Origin of the sequence: Pelomonas baiyunensis (assembly GCF_043555935.1) — a bacterium.
Lineage (GTDB): Bacteria > Pseudomonadota > Gammaproteobacteria > Burkholderiales > Burkholderiaceae_C > Pelomonas > Pelomonas baiyunensis.
This window is the reverse complement of sequence record NZ_JBIGIB010000009.1, coordinates 1-13124: the sequence shown is the minus strand read 5'-3', so window position 1 is coordinate 13124 and position 13124 is coordinate 1. Positions and strand designations below refer to the sequence as shown.

The window sequence follows — 13124 nt, the reverse complement described above, 5'->3', positions numbered from 1 at the left end:
CGGCACCCACCCCAGCGCCCACGCCCGCCCCCACTCCGGCACCGACTCCGGCTCCTGCACCGACGCCGGCCCCCACGCCTGCGCCGGCACCGGCGCCCACACCGGCCCCGGCCCCCTCCCCCGCGCCGTCGTTGTGCAGCGGCAGCTCGTGGCTCACGCCGATGTACGACGTCTACGCCAGCGGCTCCATCGCCGCCACGCCGCGCTCGGCCACCTACTACGGCGCCAGCAGCTCGGCGGCCAGCCAGTGCATTGCCGTCAGCAGCACGTTTCAGCTCACCACCACCGACAGCTTCGCCAACATCGCCTGGGCCGACAGCACTGGCGCAGCACTCAACGGCAACGCATCGGCCCGCTTCGCGCAGAACCTGCTGCTGAGTTGCGTGCAGGGGTCGGACAAGGCGCGCGCGCTGGCCGTGCGCTCGGACACCGGCGCCACCGTGTTCAGCCCGGCCATGGCGCCGGTGATGGTGGCCAATGCGGTGGCCTTCCAGTCGATGGAGTGCGACGCGACCCGCGGCGTGGCCAGCGGCGCCACGCAACTCACGTTCGGCGCTGACAAATCTGCCAACGTGCAGGACGCCACCGACAACTCGGTCACCCCGTTCACCACCGCCCAGGTGCAGCAGGCCTTCAGCACCAGCGGCCTGACGCTGGGCAACGGCACGGTGATCCGCTGGACGTTGTACGCGGTGCCGGCGGGCGCGCTGATCAAGCAGGTGATCGTGCACCGGGCCACCAAGCCCGACGGCACGGTGAACGTGTTCGCCTTCGTGCAGGGCTGACGCCTGCAGCGAGTCTGCGCCGCCCGGGCCCAACCCGGGGCGGCGGCGCGGGGGGAGGCCCGGCGCGCAGCGCTCTCATGAGGCCGCGCGGGGCCGTGGTGCTGCCCCCGCCCCTGCATTGAAGCGCTGCGCACGGACGAAAAAAAGCCCCCGCGAGCGGGGGCCGCTTCAGCCGGCGTGACTCAGTTCACACCGAGCTGCCGGTTGATCATCCATTGCTGGGCGATCGACAGGATGTTGTTCGTCAGCCAGTACAGCACCAGGCCGGCCGGGAACACGAAGAACATGACGCCGAAGGCCACCGGCATGATCCACATCATCTTCTGCTGCATGGGGTCGGCGGCCGGCGGGTTGAGCCAGACCTGGAACAGGCTGGACGCCATCATCAGCAGCGGCAGGATGAAGTAGGGGTCACGCACCGACAGGTCGGTGATCCAGAAAATCCACGGCGCCTGGCGCATTTCCACCGTGGACAGCAGCACCCAGTACAGCGCCATGAAGATGGGCATCTGCAGGAAGATGGGCAGGCAGCCGCCGATGGGGTTGACCTTCTCTTCGCGGTAGATGCGCATCATTTCCTGCTGCATCTCTTGCGGCTTGTCCTTGTAGCGCTCCTTCAGGTCGTTGATGCGCGGCGCCAGGGCCTTCATCTTGGCCATGGACTTGTAGGCGCTGGCATTCAGGCCGTACAGGGCAATCTTGAGCAACAGCACCAGCGCGACGATGGTCCAGCCCCAGTTGCCGATGAAGCCGTGCAACTTGTCCAGCAGCCAGAACAGCGGCTCGGCCAGGATGGTCAGCATCCCGTAGTCCTTCACGCGCTCCAGGCCCGGAGCCAGCTTGGCAAGCTTGTTCTCTTCCTGCGGGCCGGCGAACAGCGTGGCGGACTGCGTGGTGCTGGCACCCGGCGCCAGCGTCGGCAGCGTGAACACCATGCCGCTGGCATAGGTGTCGGCACGCACGCCGGCTTGACCCGGCAGCTTGCGCACGAAGAACTCGCGGTTGCCCGGCTCGTTCACCAGCCAGGCGCTGGCGAAGTAGTGCTGCACCATCGAAACCCAGCCGTCGTTGGCGGTCTTTTCGATGTCGACCTTGCCCTTGTCGATGTCTTCGAACTTCAGGGTCTTGAACTTGGTCTTGTCGTTGTAGACGGCCGGGCCGGTGAAGCTGGGCGTGAAGGCGGCACCGCCGGTGACGGTGGAGCCGTCGCGCACCAGCTGCAGGTAGACCTGCGGCGTGACCGGCGCGGTGCCGGCGTTGACCACCTCGTGCGTGACGCCCACGGTGTACGCGCCGCGCTTGAAGGTGAAGGTCTTGATCAGCTTGACGCCGCCGACTTCGGCCGACTCCAGGCGCAGCTTCACTTCGTCCTGGCCGTCCTTCAGTTCACGCTCGCCGGCCACCGCCGTCATGGGCGTGGTGTGCGTGGGCAGCGGGCCCTGGGCACCGACCAGGCCGGTCTGCGCGCGGTAGTGCTGCGCGGCGTTGAACAGCACCACCGGCTCGGGCGTGAACGGCGCCGGCTGCTTGAGGTGCACCATCTGCAGCAGCTGATCGGTGACGGTCGGGTCCGGCGAGGTCAGGTACTGGGGCAGCTCGGCGCGCACGATGTCGCCGCCCAGCGTGTCCACGGTCACCGTCAGCACGTCTGTCTTCACCGTGACCTGCTCCGACGGTGCCGCAGCCGGTGCAGCGGCCACCGCGGTGCTGGCCGCGCCAGCCACCGTGGCGGCGGGCACGCCCGTCGCGGCCGAGGCACCCGGCGCAGCCGCAGCAGCGCTCACGCGCGGGGCGGGGCTGAACATCGAGGGATGCCCGTTGTGCTTCTGCCAGGCATCCCACAGCAGGAACAGGGACGCGGTGAACACCACCCACAGCACGGTGCGGCGAATATCAGTCATGAGGGGACTCGGGAGAAGAGGACGGCGCACAGGGCGCCGGGGAGACCGGAGAGAGCAGGCGCGAAAACAGCCGCGGCGGATTGTCAGGCACCGGGTCGTGCCCGCCTGCGCAGAACGGGTGGCAGCGCAGCAGCCGGTAGACGGTCAAGCCGCTGCCGGCCAGCGCGCCGTGGCGCTCCAGCGCGGTCAGCGCGTAGCGAGAACAGGTGGGTTCGAACCGGCAGGCATTGCCCAGCCAGGGGCTCAGCAACAGCCGATAGCCGCGCACCAGCGCCATCAGCGCACGCGCCGGCAAGCTGGCGCTCATGCGGCCGCCTCAACCACCGGCCGGGGCTTGAGCGCGCGGTCCAGCAACTGGGCCAGCTCGGCGCGCGCCGCGGCACGCAGCGCGTCGGACGCCGCGCTGGGGAACTTCTGACGGTCAAACGGCGAACGCAAACGCACCACCCACATCCCGGGCGGAACGCCGGGCCGCTCCGCAAATGCGGCGCGAATCTGGCGCTTCAAGAGCTGGCGCGTCACCGAACGGCGCGCATGGCGCTTGGGAACGACCATGCCCACCCAGCAGCCTTGCGGCCCGCGGGGCGGGGAAGATTCCACAGCGCTGTGGACAGGCTGTGACTCGCCTGTTGATAACTTGGCCTGATCGGCTTTCAGCTGCGCCGCGTGCCAGGCGCTGGGCGCCGGGTTGGCGGGCAGATGATGCAACGCGAAGTGCGCGCTGCGCGCCCGGCTGGGATGGCCGAGCACGCGCTCGAAATCGATCGGGCGTTGCAGCTTGCCGATCATGGGGTGCCCGGAGGCGACGACGCGCCAGGCGTCGTCACGAGGCTCAGACAGCCAGACGCTTGCGGCCCTTGGCGCGGCGAGCAGCGATGACGGCACGGCCGCCACGCGTCTTCATGCGCACCAGGAAACCGTGGGTGCGGGCGCGGCGGGTCTTGGAGGCTTGGTAAGTACGCTTCATGGGATACCTCTCTTGAGGGTGTGTGCTGGCCGGGCACAGCGGTTGGCGCCCGACAAAAAAGCGCACAGCGTCAAATGGCCGCCAGTGCGCGAAAACCCGCGATTACATCAGATGCCGCGCCGGCGGTCAATAACTCCCGAGTCTCAAGGCGGGTTTGCCAGGGATTGACCCCCTTCCGAAATCTGTGGATAACCTCGCCTCAGGGGGCGCCTCTTCCGTACAATCCGGGTGCTCAGAAACAAGTTTTCCACAATGAGCCTACAAGAACAGAACGGGGCGGACGGGATGCAGCCAGGCGGCGCGCATTCGGTGGACTGGGCGGCCGACCTGTGGCGGCGCGGCTGTGAGCGCCTGGCTACGGAGCTGCCCGAGCAGCAGTTCAACACCTGGATCCGGCCCCTGCCGGCGGCCACCGTGTCCGGCGAAGCCGCCGGCGACGTGCTGGTGGCCACGCTGAAGGTGCCCAACCACTTCAAGCGCGACTGGATTCGCCGCCAGTACGCGCCGCGCATCGAAGCCATCCTGACCGACCTGGCCGGCCGCCCGACGCGGCTGGAACTGGCCCTGGCCGCCCGCGAGCCCGGCAGTGCCGGTGCTGCACCGGCAGCTGCGGCGCCTGCAGCCCTGCCGCAGCAAGCCGCATTGCCCATCGAACCGGCCGGCCCAGGCCCCAAGCCTGCCGCGGCGGCCGCCGCCAGCGCCAGCGCCATCGTGCTGCCGTCGCAGGCGCCGGCTTCGGCCAAGCACCGCATCAACCCGCAACTGACGTTCGACACGTTGGTGCCCGGCCGCGCCAACCAAATGGCCCGCACCGCCGCGCTGCACGTGGCCGGCGCGCCGGGCGTGACCTACAACCCGCTGTTCATCTACGGCGGCGTGGGCCTGGGCAAGACCCACCTGATCCACGCCGTGGGCAACGCACTGCTGAAGGACCGGCCGGACGCCCGCGTGCTCTACCTGCACGCCGAGCAGTTCATCTCGGACGTCGTCAAAAACTACCAGCGCAAGACCTTTGACGAGCTCAAGGCCAAGTACCACTCGCTGGACCTGCTGCTCATCGACGATGTGCAGTTCTTCGCCGGCAAGGACCGCACGCAGGAAGAGTTCTTCAACGCCTTCGAGGCGCTGCTGGCCAAGCGGGCGCACATCATCATGACGTCGGACACCTACCCCAAGGGGCTGGTGGACATCGACGAGCGCCTGACCAGCCGCTTCGACGCCGGCCTGACGGTGGCCATCGAGCCGCCCGAGCTGGAAATGCGCGTGGCCATCCTGATCAAGAAGGCCGAGGCCGAGGGCACGCCCATGCCCGAGGACGTGGCCTTCTTCATCGCCAAGAACGTGCGTGCCAACGTGCGCGAGCTGGAGGGCGCGCTGCGCAAGGTGCTGGCCTACGCCAAGTTCTCGCACAAGGAGATCAGCATCAACTTGGCGCGAGAGGCGCTGAAGGACCTGCTGTCCATCCAGAACCGCCAGATCGGTGTGGAAAACATCCAGAAGACGGTGGCCGACTTCTACAAGATCAAGGTCGCCGACATGTACTCCAAGAAGCGCCCGGCCAGCATCGCCCGGCCGCGCCAGATTGCGATGTACCTGGCGAAGGAGCTGACGCAGAAGAGCCTGCCCGAGATCGGCGAGCTGTTCGGCGGGCGCGACCACACCACGGTGCTGCACGCGGTGCGCAAGATCGGCGGCGAGCGGCAGAAGAACACCGAGCTGAACCAGCAGCTGCACGTGCTGGAACAGACGCTGAAGGGCTGAGGGCTGTTAACCCCGGGTCCAAGGCGTCCCTTGGACGATCCCCGAGGGGGACGGCGATGCTTGACGGATGGACCGTCAAGCACACCGCCAAGACGGGCCGGTTTGGGAGCTGGCCGGCGCTCGGCCCAAAAACTCGGGTTGACCCGTAGCCTGCAGCTTTGGCATGTCTCCCGGCAGGGCCCAGGTTCCGGGCGACAATCGCTGCCTCACGCGCGCGCGCGGTCTCAGGGCCAGGCCCTGGACGAAGTTTCTTCCCTCAGATCCCCTCCGAAGAGGTCTCCATGATCGTTTTGAAAGCTCCCCAGGATCAGGTGCTCACCGCGTTGCAGGCGGTGTCCGGCATCGTCGAGCGGCGTCACACGCTGCCGATCCTGGCCAACGTGCTGATCCGCAAGACCGGCAACCAGGTGGAGCTGACCACAAGCGACCTCGAGATCCAGGTGCGCACCACGGTGCAGTTCGATGGCGACGCCGGCAACCTGAACACCACCGTTGGCGCCCGCAAGCTGATCGACATCCTGCGCGCGCTGCCCAGCGACCAAACGGTCAGCCTGACCAGCAACCAGAACAAGATGACGCTGCAGGGCGGCAAGAGCCGCTTCACGCTGCAGACGCTGCCGGCCGACGACTTCCCGCTGGTGCAGGAAGCCGCCGACTTCGGCCCCGCCTTCAGCGTGCCGCAGAAGGCGCTGAAGGGCCTGATCAACCAGGTGCACTTCGCGATGGCGGTGCACGACATCCGCTACTACCTCAACGGCATCCTGTTCGTCGCCGAAGGCAAGAACCTGACGCTGGTGGCCACCGACGGCCACCGCCTGGCGCTGGCCCAGGCCGAGCTGGAGGTCGACATTCCCAAGCAGGAAGTCATCTTGCCGCGCAAGACGGTGCTGGAGTTGCAGCGCCTGCTGAAGGACGGCAAGGACGACGACGCGATCGAGATGCGCTTCGCCGGCAACCAGGCCAAGTTCTCGTTCAGCGGCATGGAGTTCGTGACCAAGCTGGTCGAGGGCAAGTTCCCCGACTACAACCGCGTCATCCCGAAGAACCACAAGTTCCGCCTGACCCTGGGCCGCGCACCGCTGCTGTCCAGCCTGCAGCGCGCCGCCATCCTGACCAGCGAAAAGTTCAAGGCCGTGCGCCTGACCTTCGAGCCGGGCCTGCTGTCCATCGCGTCCAGCAACGCCGAGCAGGAAGAGGCCAAGGAAGAGATCGAGATCGACTACGGCGGCGACAAGATCGAGACCGGCTTCAACGTGACCTACCTGATGGACGCGCTGTCCAACATGAGCCAGGACATGGTGTGCATCGACCTCAACGACAGCGCCTCCAGCGCGCTGCTCACCATTCCCGACACCACCGGCTTCAAGTACGTCGTGATGCCGATGCGGATCTGACGCCACCCAGACGACCGCATGCCTAGCAGGCGGGCCCACGGGGCCCGCCTTGCCGTTTCAAGAGTTTCCTGAAAGTCCCCGATGAGCGATAGCGCCACCCCCGAGAACGTCCCCGCACCGGCCCCGCAAGCGCCTGCCGCCTACGACGCCAGCTCCATCCAGATCCTGGAAGGCCTGGAGGCCGTGCGCAAGCGCCCGGGCATGTACATCGGCGACACCTCGGACGGTACCGGCCTGCACCACCTCGTCTTCGAAGTCGTCGACAACTCCATCGACGAGGCCCTCGCCGGCCACTGCGACGACATCGTCGTCACCATCCACACCGACAACTCCATCTCCGTCATCGACAACGGCCGCGGCATCCCCACCGGCGTCAAGATGGACGACAAGCACGAGCCCAAGCGCTCGGCCGCCGAGATCGCGCTGACCGAGCTGCACGCTGGCGGCAAGTTCAACCAGAACTCATACAAGGTGTCGGGCGGCTTGCACGGCGTGGGCGTGTCCTGCGTGAACGGCCTGTCCAAGTTCCTGCGCCTGACCGTGCGCCAGGGCGGCAAGGTTCACTTCCTGGAGTTCGCCAAGGGCATCCCGCAGAACGGCGAAAGCGTCATGGTCGACGGCGTGGAAACGCGCCCCATGAAGGTCATCGGCGAGACCGACAAGCGCGGCACGGAAGTCCACTTCCTGCCCGACACCGAGATCTTCAAAGAGAACAACGACTACCACTACGACATCCTCGCCAAGCGCCTGCGCGAGCTGTCCTTCCTGAACAACGGTGTCAAGATCCGCCTGGTCGACGAACGCACCAACAAGGAAGACAACTTCGCCTACGCCGGCGGCGTGAAGGGCTTCGTCGAGTTCATCAACAAGGGCAAGACGACCCTGCACCCCAACATCTTCCACGCCGTGGGCGAGAAGGTGTCCGAGCAGGGCACCACGGTCGGCGTCGAAGTGGCCATGCAGTGGAACGACGGCTTCAACGAGAACGTCCTCTGCTTTACCAACAACATCCCGCAGCGCGACGGCGGCACCCACCTGACCGGCCTGCGCGCCGCGATGACTCGCGTCATCAACAAGTACATCGAGGACAACGAGCTGGCCAAGAAGGCCAAGGTCGAAGTCGCCGGTGACGACATGCGCGAAGGCCTGGCCTGCGTGGTCTCGGTGAAGGTGCCCGAGCCCAAGTTCAGCTCACAGACCAAGGACAAGCTGGTCTCGTCGGAAGTGCGCGCGCCGGTGGAAGACATCGTCAGCCGCCTGCTGACCGACTACCTGCTCGAGAACCCGCTCGACGCCAAGACCATCTGCGGCAAGATCCTCGACGCCGCCCGCGCCCGCGAGGCCGCCCGCAAGGCCCGCGAGATGACGCGCCGCAAGGGCGTGCTCGACGGCCTGGGCCTGCCCGGCAAGCTGGCCGACTGCCAGGAAAAAGACCCCGCCCAGTGCGAGATCTACATCGTGGAGGGTGACTCCGCCGGCGGCTCCGCCAAGCAGGGCCGCGACCGGAAGTTCCAGGCCATCCTGCCACTGCGCGGCAAGATCCTGAACGTAGAGAAGGCGCGTTATGAAAAGCTGCTGACCAGCAACGAAATCATCACGCTCATCACGGCGCTTGGCACCGGCATCGGCCGCGGCGCCGGCACGGACGACTTCAACCCCGACAAGCTCCGTTACCACCGCATCATCATCATGACCGACGCGGACGTGGACGGCGCCCACATCCGCACCCTGCTGCTGACCTTCTTCTACCGCCAGATGCCCGAGCTGGTGGAGCGCGGCCACATTTACATCGCGCAGCCGCCGCTCTACAAGGTCAAGGTCGGCAAGCATGAGCAGTACCTGAAGGACGGCCACGAGTTCGACGCCTTCCTGCTCAAGGTCGCCTTGCAAGACGCCCACCTCGACACCGGCGCCGGCACCACGCTGACCGGCGACGCGCTGGACACGCTGGCCCGCAAATACGTCACCGCGCAGAGCGTCATCGAGCGCCTGTCCAACTGGATGGACATCGAAGCCCTGCACGTGCTGGCCAACGGCCTGGCGCTGAAACTCGACGCGCGCGATGAAGCCGAGGCCAGCGCCGCTGCACTCAAGGCCGCGCTGCACAACGCCGAGGTCACGGTGGAAACCGACCCGCGCACCGACAAGCTGTTCCTGAAGATCGCGCGCATCCACCACGGCAACGTACGTGCCAGCGTCATCAGCGCCGACTTCGTGCACGGCGCTGACTACGAAGTGCTGGCCGACGCCGGCCTGAGCTTCCAGGGCCTGATCAAGCCGGGCGCGGTCGTGCGCAAGGGCGAAGGCGAGAAGGCCAAGGAAGCCAAGGTCGACGACTTCCGCGCCGCCATGGCCTGGCTGATGAGCCAGGCCGAAGGCAGCGTCGGCCGCCAGCGCTACAAGGGCCTGGGCGAGATGAACCCCGAGCAGCTGTGGGAAACGACCATGGACCCCACCGTCCGCCGCCTGCTGCGCGTGCAGATCGAAGACGCCATCGAGGCGGACAAGGTCTTCACGATGCTCATGGGCGATGAGGTGGAGCCGCGGCGGGATTTCATCGAGACCAATGCCTTGCGGGCGGGCAACATCGACGTTTGAACGGCCAGTATCGGAGCCGGGAAGCATTGTGCGCATGCTGCTAGCGCCACGACTTTCTAGTCGTGGCGCTTGTCCTGCGTCCGATGGCGTGCGGCCGTAGCTTTAGGACGTCGCTGCCACTGCTACCGAGGGGCGATGATCTTTAAGCTTGCGAGGGCCTGTGAACTGCGTCTTTTGTGACTTGCCGGCGGGCCGTATCCTCGGTCAAAACGAGTATGCCGTTTGGGTACGCGACGGATTCCCCGTCTCCCGCGGCCATAGTCTTGTGATCCCACGACGGCATCTGGCCTCGTTCTTTGAAACATCCGGAGATGAGCGGACGGCACTGATGACGCTGCTTGACACTGCCCGGGCGGCCGCAATTGCAGAGTTTCAGCCTGCCGGCTTCAATATTGGTGTCAACGATGGCGTGGCTGCTGGGCAAACCGTTACGCATCTGCACATCCATTTGATTCCTCGCTATGCCGGCGACGTTCCGGACCCGCGGGGCGGTGTGCGATGGGTATTACCGGAATACGCTGACTACTGGACTCGAAGCTGACGTGAAGAGCCCGATTGAAGTCCTCAATGCTTTCGACGCCATTCGCCCTGCGCAAGCTGGCGATGGATATAAGCCGCACAAGCCGCTATTGCTGTTGTTATCGCTGGGACGGGTGCAGCGAGGCGAGCCTCGGCTAGCTGAATTTACCGAAATAGAGCAACGGCTGAAGAACCTGCTGTTGGAGTTCGGGCCAACCAACTCAGAAAGCAGGCGCCATCTACCTTTTTGGCACCTCCACACAGACCTCGGCGGTGCCTTGTGGGATCTCAGCGGGCCTGCTGCGCTGTTGAATCGTCCCGCAGCGAATACGCCCAATATCGGGGAGTTGCGAGCAAATCGTGTTGCGGGAGGTTTTCATCCCGACGTCGACGCCTGCTTGCGATCTACGCCTGGTTTGGTGGCTGCATGTGCGCACAAAGTGCTCGAGAAGTATTTTCCCGGGACTCTTCGTGAGGATATTGCGGCGGCAGCTGCGGTGGACCTCGACGAGCCCTCTTGGGTGGCCGAAGCAACGGGAACCTATCAGGTAACTCAGCCCGCCAAGCGGAGGCGGAGCGGAGAGTTTCGTGACCGCGTGCTTCGAGCCTACGAGTTCCGCTGTTGTGTATGTGGATTTGACCTACGCATCGGACATATTCCCGCAGGTCTCGAGGCAGCGCACATCATGTGGCATCACGTGGGGGGCCCTGATGTCGAGCCAAATGGCTTATCGCTTTGTGCGCTTCACCACAAGTTATTCGACCTTGGCGCATTTACGGTCGAACCGAATTCATATCGGGTACTGTTCAGTCAGCACGCTGTATCGGGGGAACGAGGGCTGAGCGGCGCGATGCAGCACCACGGCAAAGCTATTTATCTGCCTGTGGACTTGCAACACCGGCCCGCGCAGGAATACCTTAGCTGGAACATGAATTCGGTGTTCAAGAAGCCTTGGTGGACTATTTGCAACTGACGACGAGTACGCGGTCCTAGGGTTGCTACCGCACGTTCTGCGCCAGTTTGCGGCGCCATGCTTGCACGCGTGTTGATACTCTAGATCAGGAAGATGCCGCGGGTGGTCATGACGCCGTCGCCCCCGGGGGCGGCCGGGCTGCCCGGCCGGCAGCATGACGGCCACGGCCAGCACGCCGGTGGTTAGGCGAAAGGCGTTGGCCAGCGCCTCAACACGCTCGGCGGGGTCTTCGATGACATTGAGCACGAAGCCGAGGTTGACGACTTGGGCCTCGTGGCGCGGGCGGTCGGGGGCGTAATGCGGGTCCCACCCGGCGACGGTGTAGCCCTCGGCTTGGAGGCTGGCGAGGTCGTCGCCCTTGCCGCAGCCGTAGTCGAACAGGGGCTTGGCGGGGGTGAGCAGGCCGTGGCGGATGAGCAGCTGAACGGGTGCCGACAAGCCGGTGCGCGTAAGGGCGGTGAGGTGCCGGCGCACGGGGCCGGGGGCGTCGAGACCATCGGTGCCGCCCGGGGCGGCGCTGTCGTCGTTGCCCAAGGGAACGAAGGTGCCGCGCTGCAGTTGGTAGCCCTTGGCGGCGATGCGCTGGTCCCAGTTCAGCCGAAAGCCGATGGTGCTGATGTCGTCGAACAGGCCCAAGGATTCGGCGGCGGCGGTGAGCGCCGCCCAGTCGGCGCGCTGCGGGTGCTCGGGCGGGACGAGCAGCTCTTTGCGGTGCAGGATGGGCGGGTTGATGCCCTCGCTGTAGATGCGCAGTGCGGGCGGGGCCAAAGAGTTGCAGTGGAATGACCAGCTGACAGCCAGGGCGGGAAAGGGGTCGTTCTCGAAATTGGGGTAGGCCAGCCAGGACGCGCGGCCCAGGCGCTGGTTGACCTTAAAGACGTTTGGCGCCGGGTGGCCCGAGGGCGGAATGGCCGCGAGGGTCGACTGCGCTAGGGCGCGGAGCTGGTTGTCGGGGTGCAGGGCCAGGGCGCTGTGGTGCAGGTACAGCTCATCGCCAACGCGTTTGCCGAGCCCCTGGGACATCGACCGCCCTCGACTACGCCATCAACCGCGCCAAGGGGCCGCTCAGATCGAACCGGCGCCGCTCGTGCGGCCGTTGATCGGCCAGCCAAAGCATGGGCAGTGCCGTTGCCCAATGGGCGAGGTGCAGCGAGGCATCGTGATGGCTGACAGGCAAGCGCCAACGGTGATTGCTGGCGGATAGGAAGAGCAGGCCATCGTTGCTGCCGATGACAAATGGCGCTCCGGCTCGGGCACTGAGCAAGAGCCGAGCAACTGCTTCCTCCAGGCGGCAAACACTGCGAAATGGACCCAGGCTCAATAATTTGGAACCCGACGGCGCGCTAAAGCTCAGCGTCAGCCCACCTTGAGCGTCAAATTGCACAGATGCGGAAAAGGACATGGCGGTGAGAGTCAGGCGCTGCACTCGCGTCAGCGGGCGCTTGCGGTGTGGTTCGTCATCGCGGAGTAGTTTTGCTCGAGGCGTGACCGCCAGCCATGGTGCACACCCTGTGCATGAGCTTCATTCAACTCAAGCGCTAACAGGATTGCGCCCTGCGCATCGGGTCATCCAAGGCTTTAAGCATTGTCACCGCCCAACGAGACGATGACGAATGGGCGGGGCAGGCGCGATCACCAGCGGCATTCCGGGCCGGACAGAGGGCGTCGCGAAAGCCGGTGGTCGCATGGCGAGAACTCAGCAGGGGCAACCAACACAACCAGCCACCCACGCAATGCATAGTCGGCAGTGCGCGCGCCAATCTCGGTGGGTGGTACCGCGGAGTCGGTGCACGGCGATGCCTGCTGTTCTCGGCTTCGACCTCGCGCAGCCGCTTGGCGTCGCTGGCCTCCATGCCGCCGAACTTGGCCCGCCACTTGTAGAAGGTCGCAGAGCTGAACCCTTCTCGGCGGCACAGATCCGTCACGCTCATGCCAGCGTCGGCCTGTTTGATGAACCCGATGACTTGCTCGACTGTGAATCTGCTCTCGCGCATCGCGCTTCCTCTCGGTTGCGCGGATTCTTCTCTATTGCCTTGGTACGGGTGGCGGGTTGCAGGTCAGGGATGTGTGCACCCAGCGAATGCCATATCCCCGCCCGTGATTTCCCGCGCCGCAAAAGCAAAACCCCCACCAGTTTGCACTGATGGGGGTTGGCTTCAATAAATAGCCTGACGATGACCTACTTTCACACGGGAATCCGCACTATCATCGGCGCTGACTCGTTT

General features: G+C 65.7%; 11 protein-coding genes and 1 pseudogene. 6 read left to right on the top strand and 6 right to left on the bottom strand.

Annotation, left to right across the window (positions count from 1 at the left end):
• Positions 1-161: 161 nt before the first annotated feature.
• The gene (locus ACG01O_RS21895) at positions 162-785 is read left to right on the top strand and encodes a hypothetical protein (RefSeq protein ID WP_394387711.1); all 624 of its coding nucleotides are present in this window, start codon (positions 162-164) and stop codon (positions 783-785) included.
• Positions 786-967: 182 nt separating this feature from the next.
• Here the strand turns inward: ACG01O_RS21895 and yidC are convergent, their stop codons facing one another.
• Genes yidC through rpmH form a run of 4 tightly spaced genes read right to left on the bottom strand, consistent with a single transcriptional unit; the run spans position 968 to position 3653 of the window.
• The gene (gene yidC, locus ACG01O_RS21890; protein ID WP_394387710.1) at positions 968-2686 is read right to left on the bottom strand and encodes a membrane protein insertase YidC; all 1719 of its coding nucleotides are present in this window, start codon (positions 2684-2686) and stop codon (positions 968-970) included.
• Positions 2679-2993, bottom strand: coding sequence for a membrane protein insertion efficiency factor YidD (gene yidD, locus ACG01O_RS21885; protein WP_394387708.1), 315 nt, complete (start codon positions 2991-2993; stop codon positions 2679-2681). The genes yidC and yidD overlap by 8 nt, the downstream gene beginning before the upstream one ends.
• A complete protein-coding gene (locus ACG01O_RS21880; protein ID WP_394387707.1) occupies positions 2990-3580 on the bottom strand; it encodes a ribonuclease P protein component in 591 nt (196 codons plus the stop codon). The genes yidD and ACG01O_RS21880 overlap by 4 nt, the downstream gene beginning before the upstream one ends.
• Positions 3519-3653: a 50S ribosomal protein L34 gene (gene rpmH / locus ACG01O_RS21875; RefSeq protein WP_054021782.1), complete on the bottom strand. Its 135-nt coding sequence runs from the start codon at positions 3651-3653 to the stop codon at positions 3519-3521. Before rpmH ends, ACG01O_RS21880 begins: the two co-directional genes overlap by 62 nt.
• A 285-nt stretch (positions 3654-3938) precedes the next feature.
• Between rpmH and dnaA the strand changes: the two genes are divergently transcribed.
• The 5 genes from dnaA (at position 3939) to ACG01O_RS21850 (ending at position 10899) form a co-directional block, all read left to right on the top strand.
• Positions 3939-5414 carry a chromosomal replication initiator protein DnaA gene (gene dnaA / locus ACG01O_RS21870; protein ID WP_394387751.1) on the top strand — a complete coding sequence of 492 codons (1476 nt, stop codon included), beginning with the start codon at positions 3939-3941 and terminating at the stop codon, positions 5412-5414.
• 281 nt (positions 5415-5695) lie between these two features.
• Positions 5696-6808: a DNA polymerase III subunit beta gene (dnaN, locus tag ACG01O_RS21865; protein WP_394387706.1), complete on the top strand. Its 1113-nt coding sequence runs from the start codon at positions 5696-5698 to the stop codon at positions 6806-6808.
• A gap of 81 nt (positions 6809-6889) precedes the next feature.
• The gene (gene gyrB / locus ACG01O_RS21860; RefSeq protein WP_394387704.1) at positions 6890-9406 is read left to right on the top strand and encodes a DNA topoisomerase (ATP-hydrolyzing) subunit B; all 2517 of its coding nucleotides are present in this window, start codon (positions 6890-6892) and stop codon (positions 9404-9406) included.
• Between the two features lie 160 nt (positions 9407-9566).
• Positions 9567-9947 carry an HIT family protein gene (locus ACG01O_RS21855; protein ID WP_394387703.1) on the top strand — a complete coding sequence of 127 codons (381 nt, stop codon included), beginning with the start codon at positions 9567-9569 and terminating at the stop codon, positions 9945-9947.
• Between the two features lies 1 nt (position 9948).
• Complete coding sequence (locus ACG01O_RS21850; RefSeq protein WP_394387701.1) at positions 9949-10899, top strand: phosphorothioated DNA-binding restriction endonuclease; 951 nt, start codon at positions 9949-9951, stop codon at positions 10897-10899.
• A gap of 1036 nt (positions 10900-11935) precedes the next feature.
• Here ACG01O_RS21850 and ACG01O_RS21845 read toward each other — a convergent pair.
• Positions 11936-12301 carry a hypothetical protein gene (locus ACG01O_RS21845; RefSeq protein ID WP_394387700.1) on the bottom strand — a complete coding sequence of 122 codons (366 nt, stop codon included), beginning with the start codon at positions 12299-12301 and terminating at the stop codon, positions 11936-11938.
• A gap of 388 nt (positions 12302-12689) precedes the next feature.
• Positions 12690-12893, bottom strand: a pseudogene (locus ACG01O_RS21840) (transposase); the annotation flags it as partial.
• Between the last annotated feature and the right edge of the window lie 231 nt (positions 12894-13124).